This window comes from Bordetella genomosp. 13 (assembly GCF_002119665.1).
Lineage (GTDB): Bacteria > Pseudomonadota > Gammaproteobacteria > Burkholderiales > Burkholderiaceae_B > Bordetella.
On the sequence record NZ_CP021111.1, the window covers coordinates 1,633,182 to 1,650,116 of the forward strand.

Annotated in this window: 15 protein-coding genes and 1 pseudogene; 7 read left to right on the plus strand and 9 right to left on the minus strand. The window is 65.9% G+C overall.

Annotated elements, in window-relative coordinates; translation table 11 throughout:
* Nucleotides 1–53 precede the first annotated feature (53 nt).
* From CAL15_RS24380 to CAL15_RS07250, 3 genes are all read left to right on the plus strand, one after another.
* The gene (locus tag CAL15_RS24380) at nucleotides 54–191 is read left to right on the plus strand and encodes a hypothetical protein (RefSeq protein ID WP_157666621.1); all 138 of its coding nucleotides are present in this window, start codon (nucleotides 54–56) and stop codon (nucleotides 189–191) included.
* Nucleotides 192–390: 199 nt separating this feature from the next.
* Nucleotides 391–1,818, plus strand: coding sequence for a DUF3300 domain-containing protein (locus CAL15_RS07245; protein WP_086077960.1), 1,428 nt, complete (start codon nucleotides 391–393; stop codon nucleotides 1,816–1,818).
* A 71-nt stretch (nucleotides 1,819–1,889) separates the two neighbouring features.
* Nucleotides 1,890–2,753: a DUF2950 domain-containing protein gene (locus CAL15_RS07250; protein WP_232468152.1), complete on the plus strand. Its 864-nt coding sequence runs from the start codon at nucleotides 1,890–1,892 to the stop codon at nucleotides 2,751–2,753.
* An 88-nt stretch (nucleotides 2,754–2,841) separates the two neighbouring features.
* Here CAL15_RS07250 and CAL15_RS07255 read toward each other — a convergent pair whose 3' ends face one another.
* Complete coding sequence (locus tag CAL15_RS07255; protein ID WP_198299170.1) at nucleotides 2,842–4,662, minus strand: 5'-nucleotidase C-terminal domain-containing protein; 1,821 nt, start codon at nucleotides 4,660–4,662, stop codon at nucleotides 2,842–2,844.
* 220 nt (nucleotides 4,663–4,882) lie between these two features.
* Here CAL15_RS07255 and CAL15_RS07260 point away from each other — a divergent pair, with 220 nt between their 5' ends.
* Nucleotides 4,883–5,851 (plus strand): SDR family oxidoreductase, encoded by a 969-nt coding sequence (locus tag CAL15_RS07260; RefSeq protein WP_086077962.1) that lies wholly within the window; start codon nucleotides 4,883–4,885, stop codon nucleotides 5,849–5,851.
* 126 nt (nucleotides 5,852–5,977) lie between these two features.
* Here CAL15_RS07260 and CAL15_RS07265 read toward each other — a convergent pair whose 3' ends face one another.
* Entirely contained in the window at nucleotides 5,978–7,198 is a 1,221-nt protein-coding gene (locus CAL15_RS07265; RefSeq protein WP_086080979.1) for an MFS transporter, read from the minus strand.
* A 90-nt stretch (nucleotides 7,199–7,288) separates the two neighbouring features.
* Here CAL15_RS07265 and CAL15_RS07270 point away from each other — a divergent pair, with 90 nt between their 5' ends.
* Nucleotides 7,289–8,233: a GlxA family transcriptional regulator gene (locus tag CAL15_RS07270; protein WP_086077963.1), complete on the plus strand. Its 945-nt coding sequence runs from the start codon at nucleotides 7,289–7,291 to the stop codon at nucleotides 8,231–8,233.
* Here CAL15_RS07270 and arsH read toward each other — a convergent pair.
* From arsH to CAL15_RS07300, 6 genes and pseudogenes are all read right to left on the minus strand, one after another.
* Nucleotides 8,178–8,954, minus strand: a complete 777-nt coding sequence (arsH, locus tag CAL15_RS07275; protein ID WP_420042539.1) for an arsenical resistance protein ArsH — start codon at nucleotides 8,952–8,954, stop codon at nucleotides 8,178–8,180. The two genes, CAL15_RS07270 and arsH, sit on opposite strands and share 56 nt — an antisense overlap.
* On the minus strand, nucleotides 8,932–9,354 hold the full coding sequence (arsC, locus tag CAL15_RS07280; protein WP_157666622.1) for an arsenate reductase (glutaredoxin): 423 nt from the start codon (nucleotides 9,352–9,354) through the stop codon (nucleotides 8,932–8,934). The genes arsH and arsC overlap by 23 nt, the downstream gene beginning before the upstream one ends.
* Nucleotides 9,355–9,381: 27 nt before the next feature.
* Nucleotides 9,382–10,461: an ACR3 family arsenite efflux transporter gene (arsB, locus tag CAL15_RS07285; protein ID WP_086077965.1), complete on the minus strand. Its 1,080-nt coding sequence runs from the start codon at nucleotides 10,459–10,461 to the stop codon at nucleotides 9,382–9,384.
* A 25-nt stretch (nucleotides 10,462–10,486) separates the two neighbouring features.
* Nucleotides 10,487–10,654: pseudogene (locus CAL15_RS07290) on the minus strand (arsenate reductase/protein-tyrosine-phosphatase family protein); the annotation flags it as partial.
* Nucleotides 10,655–10,734: 80 nt separating this feature from the next.
* Entirely contained in the window at nucleotides 10,735–11,061 is a 327-nt protein-coding gene (locus tag CAL15_RS07295) for an ArsR/SmtB family transcription factor (RefSeq protein WP_086077966.1), read from the minus strand.
* A gap of 229 nt (nucleotides 11,062–11,290) precedes the next feature.
* Nucleotides 11,291–11,971, minus strand: coding sequence for a GntR family transcriptional regulator (locus tag CAL15_RS07300; RefSeq protein ID WP_086077967.1), 681 nt, complete (start codon nucleotides 11,969–11,971; stop codon nucleotides 11,291–11,293).
* A 291-nt stretch (nucleotides 11,972–12,262) separates the two neighbouring features.
* Here CAL15_RS07300 and CAL15_RS07305 point away from each other — a divergent pair, with 291 nt between their 5' ends.
* Both CAL15_RS07305 and CAL15_RS07310 read left to right on the plus strand, forming a co-directional pair.
* A complete protein-coding gene (locus CAL15_RS07305) occupies nucleotides 12,263–13,165 on the plus strand; it encodes a dihydrodipicolinate synthase family protein (RefSeq protein WP_086080981.1) in 903 nt (300 codons plus the stop codon).
* Nucleotides 13,166–13,283: 118 nt separating this feature from the next.
* Entirely contained in the window at nucleotides 13,284–14,240 is a 957-nt protein-coding gene (locus CAL15_RS07310; RefSeq protein WP_086077968.1) for a tripartite tricarboxylate transporter substrate binding protein, read from the plus strand.
* 28 nt (nucleotides 14,241–14,268) lie between these two features.
* Here CAL15_RS07310 and CAL15_RS07315 read toward each other — a convergent pair whose 3' ends face one another.
* Entirely contained in the window at nucleotides 14,269–16,770 is a 2,502-nt protein-coding gene (locus tag CAL15_RS07315) for an EAL domain-containing protein (RefSeq protein ID WP_086077969.1), read from the minus strand.
* Nucleotides 16,771–16,935 lie beyond the last annotated feature (165 nt).

Genomic DNA, 16,935 nt, shown 5'->3' on the forward strand with positions numbered 1-16,935 from the left:
ATAGCGCGGGTCGGCCGACGGCCGGCTCGTCACAGGTATCGAGGAGTTTGAAGATGGAACGCGAGCCTTACGAAATCGCCCGCCTGGCGTCGATGTTGATTCATTTCCTGACCATGGCAGGCGTCACTGAGGAAGAAGGTATCAAGATTCTCAAAGCGGCCGAACGGTTGCTGGCCCGGGCGGCACATTGACCATGTCCGCTTCCCTATGCGACCGGCGGCCGGGCGCGAACGCCATTCGCGCCGACGCGTGGATGGCGACCAAAGCTGCATGGGCGTAGTCATAGCGTCCTATTGAGGCGCCTTGCTTCCCGATCTAGATTGGTCCACGGGCCATGCCGCCCCGTGCGCGGGCCATGCGTTGGCCGGCAACGGTCCGAGGGAGCGAGACATGGTCTCTTGGTACGGACGCGGCGTGCGAGCCGTGCTGTTCTGGCTGGTCCTCATGTCGGCCACGCCGGCCGGCGCGGCCAGCGATGCGCAGACTCCTCCGCCATTCAAACCCGAAGAGATCGAGGCACTGGCCGCGCCCATCGCGCTGTATCCGGACCCGTTGCTGTCGCAGGTGCTGATGGCGTCGACGTATCCGCTGGAAATCGTGCATGCGGCCCGCTGGAGCAAGGACAACCCGAGCATGAGAGGAGACGCGGCCGTCAAGGCCGTGGAGGGCATGCCTTGGGACGCGAGCGTCAAATCATTGGTGGCGTTTCCGCAGGTCCTCGAGCCGATGAACGAGAAGCTGGACTGGACCCAGAAGCTCGGCGACGCCTTCCTGGCCCAGCCGGCCGACGTGTTCGCAGCGATTCAACGATTGAGGGGCAGGGCGCAGGACGCGGGCAACCTGGAGACGAACACACAGCAGAAGGTCATTGTCGAACCTGCGCCTACGCAGGCAGGCGGCCAGACCCAGGTTGTGCGCATCGAATCCGCCGATCCCGAAGTGATCTATGTGCCGGCGTACAACCCCACCGTGGTGTACGGCGCCTGGAGCTACCCGTCGTACCCGCCGACCTATTGGCCGCCGTCGCCGGCGTATTACCCGGGCACCGCACTCGTGTCGGGACTCGCGTGGGGCGTGGGCCTGGCGGCCGCCGGCGCCATCTTCAGCGACTGCGATTGGGGCAGCAACGACATCGACATCGACTACAACAAGGTCACGAACATCGACCGCAACTTCGACCAAACGAAAGTGAACCGGGAGGGCGGCCGGTGGCAGCACGACGCCAGCCATCGGCAAGGCGTGGCCTACCGCGACAATGCGACGCGGCAGCAGTACGCGGGCGGCGTGCCAGGCGCGGACCGGCGTGCCGAATACCGTGGCCGCGAGGCTGGCAGCGGCGCGGGCGGCCTGGACCGGGAGGCTGTCTCCAATCGCGCGGGCGCCGCGAATCGGGCAGCGGGCGCGGACCGCCCGGCGGGCGCCAGTCGGGCAGCTGGCGCGGATCGACCGACGGCTTCCAATCGGGCCGCGGGCGCGGATCGGTCGACGGTTTCCAATCGGCCAGCGGCCGCGGATCGATCGGCGGCTTCCAATCGCGCGGCAGCCGCAGACCGGGCGGGCGCGGCAGGCCGCAGCACATCGACGGACCGGGCGGCCTCGGCCAACCGTAGCGCCGGGGGACAAGCGGGTCAGGCGGGCGGCATGCAGCGCGCCGGCGGCGGCGCCACGGCCCGTGCGGGCGACAGCGCCTTCACAGGCGTGGGTAGCGGCGGCGCGGCGGCCCAGCGCAGCTACGACCGCGGCAGGGCCAGCGCGCATGGCGCGAGCGGCGGCCGGGCCGGCGGGGGAGGGGCGCGCGGAGGCGGCGGCAGGCGTTGAGGAGGACAGCCATGGAGTTCCATCGTTTCGAACCACGCTCGTGGCCAGGACGTTTGCTGCACGGCCTTGTCATGGCAGGCATGTTCGCCTTCGCGGCCGCGGCACATGCGCAGAAGAGCTTCAGCACGCCCGAGGCGGCCATGAGCGCGTTCGGCGAGGCGGTCGAGCGGGACCAGGAGCAGATGCTGCAGGCGATTTTCGGCAGCGATTTCCGCAAGCTGATTCCGCCTGCAGATGCCGGCGTGCGGCAGACGTTCGAAGAGGAATGGGCGCGTGCGCATGCGGTGAAGCAAGTGAATGCGTCGCGCGCCGAGATCACCGTGGGCGACGCGGGCTGGACGCTGCCGATACCGCTCGTGAAGGCCGGGCAGGGCTGGCATTTCGACACGCGTGCCGGCGCCGAGGAGATGCGCCTGCGGCGCATCGGCCGCAACGAGTTGTCCGTCATCAAGACCATGCTGGCCATCTACGACGCGCAGCGCGAGTATGCGCAGACCGATCACGATGGCCAGGGCGTGCTGGTCTATGCATCGAAGATCGTGAGCTCGCCTGGCAAGCATGACGGCCTGTACTGGCCCACCGAACCGGGACAGCCGCCAAGTCCGCTGGGCCCGGCCTTCCTGGACGCCAGTGCTCGGGATGCGGCGAGCGCGGGATACCACGGATACCGCTATCGGCTGCTGAACTCGCAAGGCCCGCACGCGCCCGGCGGCGCCTACAGCTACGTCGCGCGCGGCAAACTGTTCGGCGGCTTCGCCATCATCGCGTGGCCCGTGGCCTATGGCGAAACGGGCGTCATGACCTTCATGGTGAGCCACGCCGGCCAGGTGTACGAGCGCGATCTCGGTCCGCAGAGCGCGGACCGGGCGCAGAAGATGGGATCTTTCGACCCGGGTCCGGAGTGGAGCAGAGTGGCCGACGACGACATCGACTGATGCCACGGCGCGCGGCGTCGGAGCGACCGCCCCTGCCGCGCCGCAGGCCGCGTGTAGCGACCTCCGGCGCGTCACCCACGGCCGGTCCTCAGTCGGTGGCCGACTTCAGGCTGTACTCGGCCGGATCCAGCGCGGGCAGCACGCCGCCCGGCAGATGCCGCTGAAAGTACTCGACCAGGGGCACCGCATAGCCGACGTGGCTGTCCTCGTGCACGCCGGGATCCGCCGCGATGGCCTCGGCGAACGCGTCATAGCCGTCCTTGCCCAGCGCCGTGAACGAGTTGGTCACCACGCGGTACGTCGCGGCCAGGTCGATCGGGGCCCAGACGCCGGTATCGCGGTCCTTCACCTCGACGTTCTGGATGCGGCTGCCCTTGGCCTGGCTCTTGAACACGTCGAAGCGCAAGTGCGAGGCGTACGGAAAGGCGCCAGTCGACCCGGACGTCAATGCGTAGTCGGCGGCATCCTCGAGCACGGCCACGACGCCGTCGCCGCGCATGTTGACCGTGGCCACCGTGTTGGAGAAGGGCAGCATGGTATACGCATCGGCCACCGTGAACGGCCCCTGCAGGAACTGCGTGCGTACGCCACCCGAGTTCTGGATGGCGATGTCGGCGTGCGGAATGTACTTGAGGAAGGCGTCCGCCACGTAGTAGGCGGCGTAGCTGCCCGTCGGCGTGTCTCCCGCGGCGAAGGCGGCGGGGATGCGGTCGAACGGCATGGTCTGCGCGATCGAGCCCAGCGTCTCGCCGCGGAACGCTTCCAGCTCGGCGGCATAGGGCGCCAGGATGGCGTCCACGGCCGGGTCCGGCTGCTGCAGCGTCAGCGTTCTGGAAGACGCGATGATGCTCTCGACCTGCGACTCGCGTCCGGCGTCCACCGGCACGAAGCCTCCGTCGGCATTGGCCTGAAGGAACGGCTTGTCGACCGGCAGCACAATGTTGCCCTGCGCCTCGATGATCTCGCCCTGCGGATCGAACTCGACGTTCAGCACGCCGATGCCGTGCGCCATCTCCCACGCCTGGGCGATGTACACGGGTTTGCCGTTCGGCGCTGTCGCCACGGTGGGATACTCGCCCTTCACGTCCAGGCCCATGCCGGCCAGCTCACCGGTGGAATCGAGAAGCTCATGCGTATCGCCCCCGATGATGACGTCGATGTCGTCGACCTGTCGGGCCAACGCGATGTCGCCGTCATAGCCCAGGTGGCTGAGCACGATGATCTTGTCGATGTCCTGCGAACGCAGCTCGGCGATGTTCTCCCGCACGGTCGAGATCTCTTCGGTGAACTCCACCGCGTCCGTCACCATCGACGACTCGACGGTCTTCTCGACCTTCAGGATGCCGATGATGCCGACCTTCTGCCCGTTCATTTCGCGGATCACATAAGGCTTGATGGGCGCCCCGTGCAGAGGGCTGCGCGCGGTCGGCTTCACGTTAGCGGCCAGAACGGGGAAGGTCGCCATGTCGATCAGTCCGCGCAGCACCGCCTCGCCCTCGTCGAACTCATGGTTGCCGATCTGATAGGCATCCAGGCCAAGCGCATTGAACAGCTTGAAATCCGGCTCGCCCTTGAACAGGCTGAAGTACAGCGTGCCGTTGAGTTCGCCGCTGTTGAGCACCAGCGTGTCCGGCGTGCGCAATCGGTTGATCACGCCGGCCAGGCGCGAGAAGCCGCCCAGCTGCACCCGCGTCACGCTGTCGCCCAGCTGCAGGTCGTAGGAGCTGCCGTCCAGGTGCGAGTGATGGTCGTTCGTGTGCAGGATCTGCAGCTGGTAGTTGGCGGCTACGGGAGGCGGCGGCGTAGTGTCGTGGTTGTCGTCGTCGTCGCTGCCGCCACCGCATGCGGTGAGCAGCGCCAGCGACAATGCGCCTGCGCACAGGCGGAATCGGCGAATGTACATGGACATGAAACTCTTCCTTCTTTTAATGCCCCGCGAGGGGAGTGAACCAGGGAAGGAACTGTATGTACCGGTCTTTACGTGCGTATGAAACGGCTGGGCACTGCGCTTGCTGCACGCACTCCGCCGCTGGCGATCCGTACGGCCGCGCCAGCGACGACGGGCCGCTGCGCGACCCGCATGGACCAGGAAGGCGGCCCCGGCCGCAGGCACAGCAGGGAACCCACGCATGCAAACGACCCATCGACCCACGATCGTCATCACCGGCGGCTCCAGCGGCATCGGGTATGCCACGGCGCTCGCCTTCGCTCGCGAGGGTGCCAACGTGGTGCTTGCCGCACGCGACGCCGAGGCGCTGGAACGCGCCGCGCAGGCCTGCCGCCAGGCAGGCGCAGCCGCGCTGGCAGTACCCACTGACGTCACCGAGCCCGACCAGGTGCAGGCGCTGGCGGACCGCGCCGTCAGTGAATTCGGCCGCATCGATGTATGGATGAACAATGTCGGCACGGGCGCGGTGGGGCGCTTCGATCAGGTGCCGGTGCAGGCCCATCGACGCGTCATCGAAGCCAACCTGCTGGGCCACGTGTACGGCAGCCACGCCGTCCTGCCGTATTTCCGCAGACAGCGGCATGGGGTGCTGATCAACATGATCTCGGTGGGCGGATGGGCGGCGGGGCCCTATGCCGCCTCGTATGCCGCAAGCAAGTTCGGCCTGCGCGGATTCTCCGAATCGCTGCGCGCGGAGCTTGCCGATCTGCCAGAGGTGGCCGTATGCGAGGTGTATCCGACGTTCGTCGATACGCCGGGCCTGCGCCATGGCGCGAACTATTCGGGCAAGCGCCTGCGTCCACCATCGCCCATGCTGGACCCGCGCGAAGTGGCCGCGGCGGTGGTGGAGCTGGGCAAGCGGCCGCGGCCGTCGTTGATGCTGGGCAGCGTGGCATGGCCGGCGCGCATCGCCCATGGGCTTGCCCCGGATCTTTCGGCGTCCATCACGCGGCGCATCATGGATGCCGGATTCCGCGCCGCGGAGCCGTCGGCCGACACGGAAGGCAACCTGTTCCAGCCGTCGACGGGACACGATATCGACGGCGGGTTCCGCCACGACCGGCGGCCGCGCGCCGGCGCCGCCGTCAAGGTCGGTGCGCTCGCCGCGGCGGCGCTGATGTTGGCGCGGATGATGACAAGGTCGCGCTGAGCCTGACGCGCGTGGGGTGCCGCTTTCATACCGTCCTGCCGGCTATGGCACGTGGCCATCCGACCGGCCATGGCTGCCGGCGCCGCCTTTCGATGCGTTACGGACCCTCGAATGACGGCATTCCCTTCACTGGCTTGCCGTCAGCCGGGCTTCGCGCTTCATCGCCACGATCGCGATGAGAGTGAGCATGGCCAACAAGGCGGCGTAGCCCATGGTCGTCGGCACCAGTCCGGCCCATCCCGTGACGAGGCCCACGATGATGGCGGGCACGCTGAACGCGAGATAACTGAACACATAGAAGCTCGACATCAGGGCCGCACGTTCGTGCCCCTCGGCCAACGGCACCAGGCGCCGCACCGAGGAGATGAAGCCTGCGCCGAACCCCACGCCCGAGATGGCGGTGCCCGCGAACATGGCGATGGCCGAATGCGACAGGATGCCGCCCAGCATCACGACCAGCCCGGCCAGCAGGGCGTGCGCACCGACAATGGAGGCATGCCGCGGTTGCCGCGTGCGCGCCAGCACCACGCCTACCGCGCCGCAGAAGACCAGCACCGCGATCATCAGGCTGCCCAGCAGCGGCGACTGCTGGTGAGTGGCGCTGCGCAACAGCGTAGGCCCCAGCGAGAGGAAAAGTCCGCCCAGCGCCCACGCGGCCGTGTTGTACGGAAGAATGCGCCACATCGTGCCGCGCGCCTGCGCGGGCAGGGCGATGCTGGGTTTCAGCGATTTCCAGGCGCCAGCCCGGCGCGCGACGGTCTCGGGAAGGAACCATGCCGCCGCGCCCTGCACGACGAAGACAATAATCAGCAATAGAAACGCGAGCTTCGTGGGCGAGGGCGCCCAGGTCACCAGCATGCCAGTGCCGACGGCGCCGACGCCCATGCCCAGCATGGGCGACACCGCGTTGACCAGTGCGCCGTGCTCGCGATGCAGGTCGAGCAGCCCCGCGCTGAGCGTCGCGGTGGCCACACCCGTCGCCACGCCCTGCAGCACGCGGGCCGCGAACAGCCAACCTACCGACTCGGCGTTGTAGAACAGCAGCATGGCGCCCGCATCCAGTGCGATGGCCGCCAGCAGCACGCTGCGCCGTCCAAGGAAATCGGAAATGCCGCCGAAAACGAGAAGCGCCGATAGCAGGGCGAACGCGTAGCAGGAGAACACCAGCGTCAGCGTCAACGCGGAGAAGCCCAGCTGTTCACGCCATATGGCGTAAAGCGGAGACGGCACGGTGGACGCCGCCAGGAAGCTCATCACGATCGACGCCTTCAGCGCGAACGCCGCCTTGTGCGAGAGGCGACGTCGCCCGGAATCGCCCGGGATCGCGGTGTCAGGATGAGAATTCATGATCGCCAACATGATAGTGGGGGATGTGAAGTATGATTCGACACGCCATGGCGTAAAAGACATTGTGGCGTCTTTTTAGGACATCCCTTCATGCGCAGCGCTCGTACCCGCAAAGTCGGCTTCGTGTTCTATCAAGGGTTCACGCCCCTGCACCTTGCCGTCGCAGGCGCATTCGATATGGCCAACCAGCACGCCGGCGAGAAGCTGTACGACGTGCGCATGCTGTCGCACTCGGGCGGCGCCGTGGCGGGTCCGTTCGGCCTGTCGTTGCATACCGAGCCATTCGGCGATGCCCGCTTCGACCTCCTGGTCGTGGGCGGCGCCGCCATGAGCCCGGAGCCGGCGGTGCTGGATTTCCTGCGCGAGGCGGCGCGGACAGACAGCAGGATCGCCAGCGTCTGCACGGGAGCCTTCGCCCTTGCCGCCGCAGGCCTGCTGAACGGCCGCAAGGCGACCACCCATTGGAAGAGGGCGGCCGAACTGCAGGCGCGCTATCCCTTGATCGACGTGGACGCGGACCGGATTTTCATCGAGGACGGCCCGATCTGGACTTGCGCGGGCAGCACCGCGGGCCTGGACCTGGCGCTGGCCCTGATCGAGGACGACTTCGGCATCGAGGTCGCGCGTGCCATCGCACGGTTCTTGGTCATGTACCACCGGCGCACCGGAGGCCAGTCGCAGTTCTCGACACTGCTCGAGCTCGAGCCGAAATCGGATAGGCTGCAGGCCGTCGTCACGTATGCGCGTCGGAACCTGAGCAACCGGCTGAACGTCGAGGAACTGGCGGAGGTGGCCAATCTCAGTTCGCGGCAATTCACCCGGCTTTTCCAAAGCGAGACCGGGCTGCCGCCGGCGAAGGCGGTGGAGAAGATCCGGCTGGAGGCTGCAAGAAACCTGATGGTGGACAGCACTCACCCGATCGAGGTCATCGCCCGGCAGACCGGCTTCGGCGATTCGGACAGGATGCGTCGTGCCTTCGTCAGGGCGTTCGGGCGGCCGCCGCAGAGTTTTCGGCGGGATGCGGGGTTGGCCTGACCACGTGTTTCGACAGGGCGTCGGCGACCTCCTTGCGTTCGCTGTAGCGATCCACCAGGTACGGCGCCACGTCACGGGTGAGCAGGGTGAACTTGAACAGCTCTTCCACGACGTCGACGATCCGGTCATAGTAGGGGGAGGGCTTCATGCGCCCCTCGTCGTCGAACTCCTGGTAAGCCTTGGCCACCGACGATTGGTTCGGAATCGTCAGCATCCGCATCCACCGGCCGAGTATCCGCATCTGGTTGACCGCGTTGAAGGACTGCGATCCGCCCGACACCTGCATGACGGCAAGCGTCTTGCCCTGGGTCGGCCGCACCGCGCCCATCGACAACGGGATCCAGTCGATCTGCGTCTTCATGATCCCGGTCATCGCACCGTGGCGCTCCGGTGAGCTCCAGATCATGCCTTCCGCCCATTGCACCAGTTCGTGCAGCTCGCGGACCTTGGGATGGTCGTCACTGGCGTCATCGACCAGCGGCAGCCCGGCCGGGTTGAACAACCGCGTCTCGCCGCCGAGCGCCCGGAGCAGCCGGGCCGATTCTTCGGCGACCAGGCGGCTATAGGATTGTTGCCGTAGCGACCCGTACAACAGCAGGAAGCGGGGCGCGTGGGTGGCGCGATCGGGCGAGAACAGCGCGGTTGTGTCCGGCCGTTCGAACACGGCCGGATCGACGTTGGGCAGGTCCATGATGGGATCAGACACGACGACCGTCGGCATCGATCACCGGCTCGCCATCTTCCTTGTTGAAGGCGCCACGCTGAGGGTTGGGAAGAATGTCCAGCACCGCTTCGGACGGCCGACACAGGCGGACGCCCAGCGGAGTGACGACGATGGGGCGATTGATCAGAATAGGGTGCTCGAGCATGAAGCCGATCAGTTGCTCGTCTGTCCATGTCGGGTCCGCCAGTCCAAGCTCGTCGTAGGGCGTGCCTTTCTGGCGAAGCACGTCGCGCGCAGGCACGCCCATGGCGCGGATCAGGGACCTCAAGGTTTCCGCGTCCGGCGGGGTCTTCAGGTATTCGATGATCGTGGGTTCTTCGCCGCTGTTGCGAATCAGGCCGAGCACGTTGCGCGACGTGCCGCAGGCCGGGTTGTGATAGATCGTGATGGAACTCATGCAAGGCCTCTCGTGATACAGGATTGATTAGCGCCGACTGGTGCCCGCTTCGTACCAGCCCTTGGACTGGTTGACGATCCGCACGACGAGCAACATCACTGGCACCTCGATGAGCACGCCCACCACGGTTGCAAGGGCGGCGCCGGAATGGAACCCGAACAGGCTGATGGCGGCTGCAACGGCGAGTTCGAAGAAGTTCGAAGCTCCGATCAGTGCCGATGGACACGCAATGCTGTGCTTCTCGCCGACGCGGCGATTGAGCCAGTAGGCCAGACCGGAGTTGAAAAACACTTGGATCAGGATCGGCACTGCCAACATGGCGATTACCAGCGGCTGGCCAATGATGGCCTCGCCCTGGAATGCGAACAGCAACACCAGCGTGAGCAGCAGCGCGGCCATGGAAAACGGAGCAATGCGTGCCAGTGCCGCTTCGAACGCTGCTGGTCCGCGGCGCAGCAGCGCGCGGCGCCAGATCTGAGCCAGGATGACGGGAATTACGATGTACAAGCCGACAGACACCAGCAGTGTGTCCCACGGGACCGTGATCGCCGACAGGCCCAACAACAAACCGACTAGGGGAGCGAAGGCGAACACCATGATCGTGTCGTTCAGCGCGACCTGGGACAGCGTGAAAACAGGATCGCCACCCGTCAGCCGGCTCCAGACGAACACCATAGCCGTGCACGGGGCCGCGGCCAACAGGATCAAGCCTGCGACGTAGCTGTCCAACTGGTCGGCAGGCAGCCAGGGGGAAAAGACCTGGCGGATGAAAAGCCAGCCCAGGAAAGCCATCGTGAAGGGTTTCACGGCCCAGTTGATGAACAGCGTGACGCCGATGCCGCGCCAGTGCTGCTTGACCTGGCCCAAGGCTGCAAAATCGACCTTGAGCAGCATCGGGATGATCATCACCCAGATCAGGATGCCTACCGGCAGATTGACCTGCGCGACTTCCAGGTGCCCGACGGCTTGGAACAGCCCGGGCATCAGCTGTCCCAGGGCCACGCCGAGCACGATGCAGAGGAGAACCCAGAGCGTCAGGTAGCGCTCGAACACGCTCATGCCGGCTTGTCGTTGTCGGGCGGGGATTGCCTGTGTCGTGGACGGCATCGCTTTACTCCCACGCCTTGCAGGTCTGGAGCGTGGCGATGGCCAGGGGATGTACCGCGCCTTTGGGTGTGCTTCCGGCAGAGTATGCCCGGAAGCGATCGCCCCCTAGACCGTTGAGCAGCCCTTCCGCAAGGATCGAGCGGGCGGAGTTGCCCGTGCAGAGGAACAGCACGTTGAAAGTGGGGTGCGACATGGAAGGGTTCTAGCAAAAAGGAGGGTGGAGAGTGCGGTTTCGGTACGAAATACGTGCCGGCCCGAAGGGTCGAAGCCGGATCAGCAGGCTGTGCAAACTCCGGCATTGGAAGCCTCGCAGAGGGCCCCTTGGCAGCAGTGTTCGGTGAGGTAGCCGAGCAACCCATTCATCTGGGAAAAGTCCGCGCGATAGATAAGGTTGCGGCCTTGCTGCTCGATGGTGACTAGCCCGGCATGCGACAGTTCTTTCAAATGAAAGGACAGCGTGTTGCGCGCCACGCCGAGTTGCTCGGCCAGCGTGCTGGGCGTCAGGCCCTCAGGGCCGGCGACCACGAGTGCGCGGAACACTCGCAGCCGTTGGGTGTGAGCCAGGGCGCTCAGAGCGGAGATGGCTTGATCTTCTTTCATGATTCGATCATACAACGATTATTGAACTATTCAGCAGCCCGCGGGCTGGGCATTTCCACCGCGATTTGGGCGTAGGACAGTGTGGTGGCCAGCAATCTGCTCCCGCCCATGTAGCAGCCCGGCGCTCAGCACGTTACTTTACATAATATACATTATGCGTATTTCGTACGCCCCAGGACGGCAGGTCCGGTCCCGCGCCAGGCTTGCGCCGGCACGCGCCTCCCGACTCTCACTGATGCATCGGCGCCTGGTCCAGCAGCCTTTCCACGATCGACAATATCTGCTGAGCCGCATCGTCGATGTGCCGCTCCAGCATCGCCTCGGCCTCGTCGATCTGGCGGCCGCGACACAGCGTGATCAGCGCCATGTGTTCACGATGCGCCTGCTGCCGGATCGGCGCGTTCACCACCTGGAAGCGAAAGTATCGTTCCGACTTCTCGTGCAAGGCTCGCACCACGCTCAGCGCGGCGGGTCGTCCCGCAGCACGGTACAGGCTCTCGTGCAGTTCCCAGTTCAACGAGCCCCACATCCCCGGCTCGGTCGTATCCATTTCGTGGACCAGCTGTTCTGCCCGCTGCAGGTCCTGATCCGAGATGTTGGGAATGGCCTCGCGCAGGATCCAGGGTTCGAGACGCTTGCGGATGTCGAAGAACTCCTGCACTTCGGATTTGGACAGCATCGATACGAACGCACCCTTGTGCGCGATCGTGTCCACCAGACCCTCCGCGCTGAGCAGGCGCAAGGCTTCGCGGACGGGAATGCGGCTGACGCCGAGGTCCTCGGCCAGCAACTCCTGCCGCAGCGGCGTACCGGGAGGAAACTCTCCGGACAGGATGCGCGCGCGCATGGCGTCGACGACCAGTTCCGTGGTGGTCTTTCTTACGATTCTTCCGCGAGAGCCTGGCTGCATGGTCGATTGATGAATCCGGCGAGGAGAACGAAAGGGCCGCGATGGACGACTGCCGGTGCAGGCACCTTGCCGCCACGCCGCTAGGGAAATCCCGGAAAGACGTCGAATGTCTAGTTCGGGTAACGTGATTATATTGGATCCAACATCCGTCACGTAGCCCGGCCTGCAACGGAGGCACGAACTCACAGCGCAACGCGCTGTTTTTTAGGGCCGACCAAATTGGATCCAATATAAAGTACTTTTTATCCCCCTATGCTGACCCGCGACACCGTCGCAACCCAAAGGACGACCATGACGATTCAATGGAAAGGCGTGTTCCCCGCCGTCACCACCAAGCTCAAACCCGATTTCTCGCTCGACCTGGACGCCATCCGCGCGGGGCTGGAGCGCCTGATCGAGAACGGCGTCGGCGGCGTGGTGATGATGGGCATGGTCGGCGAGAACGCCCAGCTGTCGCCCGAAGAAAAGCTCACGGTGCTGCGCACCGCGAAGGAAACGGTCCAGGGGCGGGTGCCGATCGTCTCCGGCCTGGGCGAGACCAGCACCGAGAAGGCGGTGGCATACGCCAAGGCAGCGGAGGAAGTCGGCGTGGACGGGCTGATGGTCTTCCCAGGACTGACCTACAAGTCGGATACGCGCGAAACGATCGAGTTCTACAAGACCGTGGCGCGTGCCTCGAAGCTCGACATCCTGCTCTACAACAATCCGCGCGGCTATGGCGTGGACCTGACGCCCGACACCGTGGAAGCGCTGCTGGACGAGCCCACCATCGTGGCGATCAAAGAGGAATCCTACGACACGACCCGCGTGACGGACCTGATTGCCCGCTTCGGCGATCGCCTGAACGTGGTGTGCGGCGTGGACGACCTGATCCTGGAAAGCGCCGCGCTGGGTGTGACCTCGTGGGTGTCCGGCATGGCGAATGCACTGCCCAGGGAATCCGTCGAACTGCTCGAGCTCGCGGTGGCCGGCGACCTGCCGAAGGCGCGCGCCCTGTATCGCGCCCTCACCCCCCTCTTCCACCTGGATACCGTGGTGAAGCTGGTGCAGCACATCAAGCTGGCCGAGAACATCATCACCGGCTCGGCCGAAACCGTGAAACCCCCGCGCCTGAACCTGGAAGGCGCGGAACGGGAACGCACGATCGCGATCACCCGGAAGACCCTGGCCGACCTGAAGGCTCTGGGTTACTAGGCCGCTGGCCGGCTGCAGCGCTCGGGCGCTGCGTCGCTTCTTGCTCGCGACTGTATCGGAACGGCACCCTGGTACGGTCGAACTCATCGGTGCCTATAGCGTGGATGGACTTTCCATCATGAAAACCTTGCGTAATCTCCTACTGGGGCTGCTCACAGGCTCCGCTGCCTTCGCGGCGACGGCGGCGCAGACCTATCCCGTCAAGCCGGTGGAGGTCGTCGTCGCCTACCAGCCTGGCGGAGGCAGCGACAACACGGCCCGGGCCATCGCGGACGTGGCTCGCCATCACTTGCCCGAGTCGGTGTATGTGTCGAACAAGCCCGGCGCCAGCGGCTCGATCGGCTGGTCCTATGTGCTGGCGGGCAAGCCCGACGGCTACAAGGTTCTGCTGATGAATCCCGAGATGCTGTTCGTCCCGCTCATGGGCATCGGCAAGGCCACCATTGCGGACTTCCAGCCCATCGCGCGCTTCACCGACGATCCCTCCTCCATCACGGTGCGCGCCGACGCGCCGTGGAACACGATCGAAGAATTCATCGCCTACGCCCGTGCCAACCCCGAGGCAGTCACCATCAGCAACGCGGGCAACGGCACGATTCCTCACCTGGCCGCGGCAGCCTTGGCCGACAGCATCGGCGCCACTTTCACGCACGTGCCTTATCAAGGCTCCTCGCCGGCGATCATGGGCCTGATGTCGGGCGACGTCAAAGCCACGACGGTGGCTTATGCAGAACTGAAGCAGCATGTGGAAAGCGGCAAGCTGAAGACGCTTGCCGTCATGTCGGCGCAGCGGCTGCAAGGCCTGCCCCAGGTTCCCACCTTCAAAGAGCGCGGCCATGATCTGCAGTTCAGCGTCTGGCGCGGCATCGGCCTGCCCAAGGGCGCGCCGGAAGAAGCGTTGAGCACGTGGCGCGAAGTGGCCCGCAAGGTCTACGAGACGCCGGCCTTCCAGAAGTCCGTGGTGTCTCAGAACCTGACCCTGGCCTGGGCCGACACGCCGGAGTTCTCCGCCGACATCGCGCGGCAGGACCAGGCGTTCAAGGAACTGATGAAGAAGCTCAATCTCAAGCAATAAGTCGCGAGCGCGCTGGCCAGGCAGCGCCTCACACAGCCAGCGCCGCCCGCGCCATCGATTGCGGCGGCGACGGCCGCGCCAGCAGGAAGCCCTGCACGCCATCGCATGCGATGTCCCGCAGGAACGCAAGCTGCGCTGGCGTCTCGACCCCTTCCGCCACCACGGTCACGCCCAGCGACTTGGCCATGGCCACGATGGCGCGCAGGATCGCGCCGTCGTAGCCATGCGTGCCCACACCGGCCAGGAACGACCGGTCCACCTTCAGTGTGTCCACCGGCAGCGTCTGCAGATAGGTGAACGAGGAATACCCGGTGCCGAAGTCGTCGATGGCCAGGCTCACGCCGCGCGCGGACAGTTCGTTCAGCAGCGATTCGGTGGCGCTGTGGCCGGTCATCGCCATGCTTTCGACCAGCTCGAACTGCAGTCGCGAGGCCGGCAGGCCGGTGTCGCTGAGTATGCCGGTGAGGTCGTGCAGGAAGTCGTCGTGGCGGCACTGGCGGCCGGACAGGTTGACGGCGATGCGACCGAACTCGAAGCCCTCCTCCACCCATTGCCGCGCCTGCCGGCAGGCCTCGCGCAGCACCCAGGCGCCGATGGGCACGATCAGGCCCGATTCCTCGGCCGCCGCGATGAACCGGCTGGGCATCACCAGCCCGCGCTGCGGATGCTGCCAGCGCAGCAGCGCCTCGACACGCACGATGGCGCCGGTGCGCAGGTCGTATTCAGGCTGGTAGTACAGCCTGAACTCGCCGGCATCCAGCGCCGCGCGCAGCTCGCCCTCCAGCGTCATGCGCTCCATCAGCGGCGGGTTCATCTGGGCGGTGAAGAAGCGAAAGCCGTTCTTGCCGCCCTCCTTCGCCTCGTACATGGCCCGGTCGGCCTGGATCAGCAACTGCTTCGGATCGTCGCTGTCGTCCGGGTACATGCTGATGCCGATGCTGGGCGTGACGAACACCGGCTTGCCGGCGATGTCGATGGGCTGACCTGCCGCGGCCAGCAGCGATTGCGCGATGCGCACCACGTGGCGTATGTCTTCGATGTCCTCGATCACCAGGGCGAACTCGTCGCCGCCCAGGCGCGCCACGGTATCGCTTTCTCGCACGGCCTTGGCCAGCCGGCCGGCGATGGTCTTCAGCGTTTCGTCACCCACCGCGTGGCCCAGCGTGTCGTTGATGCGCTTGAAGCGGTCCAGGTCCACGAACATCACCGCCACGCGCCGGCTGCCGTCGGCGCGGCGCATGCGCACGATGGCGCGTTCCAGCCGCTCGTGGAACAGCGTGCGGTTGGGCAGGCCGGTCAGCGCGTCGTGCATCGCCAGGTGGCTCAAGCGTTCCTCGGCCTGGCGACGCTCGGTGATGTCGGAGAAGATGGCGGCGTAATGGGTGCACACGCCGTCCTGGTTGTGGATGCCCGAGATCGACAGGTGCTCAAGATAGAGTTCGCCGTTCTTGCGCCGGTTCCATATCTCGCCCTTCCAGCGGCCGGTCTCGCGCAGCTGGCGCCACAGTTCGCGGTAGAACGCGGCCGGCTGGCGGCCCGAGCTCAACAGGCGCGCATTGCGACCCGTCGCCTCGGCCTGGGTATAGCCGGTAAGTTGCGTGAAGGCGGGATTGACCCGCTCGATGTTGCCCTGCAGGTCGGTCACCATCACGCCGTCCAGGGTGGATTCGAACACGCGGTCGGCTAGCCGCAGGTGGTAGTGGGATTCGAGCAGCGCGTCGTCTCGCTCGCGCAGCGCCGATTGCAGCTCGTGCAGATATTCGTACTCGAGGCTGGCCATGATGTCGGTCAGGCACAGCAAGCCTGCCAGGCCGCCGTGCTCGTCCAGCACGCCGAGATGGCGCATGCTGTTCTCTGCCAGCGTCTGGCGGGCGGTGTAAAGAGTCTGCGTGCGCGCCAGCGCGCGCAGGGGGCGGCTGGCGTGGCCGCCGACTTCGCCGTCGAGCTCGCCGGCGACGGCCAGCTGGATGATGTCGCGCTCGGTGAGAATGCCGTAGTCCTGCGACGCGTACTGAACCACGATGGCGCTAAGGCGATGCAGGCGCATCGTACGCATGACAGCGCGCACGTCCGTTTCGGGAGACACGATGGCCGGTCGCGTGACGTTGATCGAATCGATCAGGCGAGTCTGCAGGAACAGCTCGGAGCAGCGGCTCATGGCCATGTCTGTCTGTGTCAGCATGCCCAGCGGCTGGCCATGCGGATCCAGCACGAGGCAGTGCCGGATGCCCAGGTTGCGAAAGTGCGCCACCGCGTCACCCAGCCGCGTGGACGAGCCTAGCGTGCGCAACGGATGGCTCATCAGTTCGCGCACCTGCCGATGCAGCGCGCCGGGTTCGTCGCCCAAGGCAAGCGCATCGTGCTCGGTCCAGATGCCGATGGGCCGGCCCTGCTCCATGACCACCATCGCGCTGCACCGATGCTGCGCCATCTGCCGCACGACGTCGGCAACCAGGGTCTGCGGCGGGCATTCGACGAGCGAGCGCGAGATGAGCTGGCCGATTTCTACATTGAGCGTATGGTGCGACATGGGGTTCCTGCGGCGCGCGGCCATTCCGATCCGGATCGGCCGCAGTCTAGCGATGGGCCGCGCAACGGCGTTGACGCAGATCAAGCCAGCCAACGAAGCCGCGCCCGCGACGTGTCGCCCCCCGCCCTTCAGGACCGGGGCGCGTACGGCTATTTAGCGGTAACA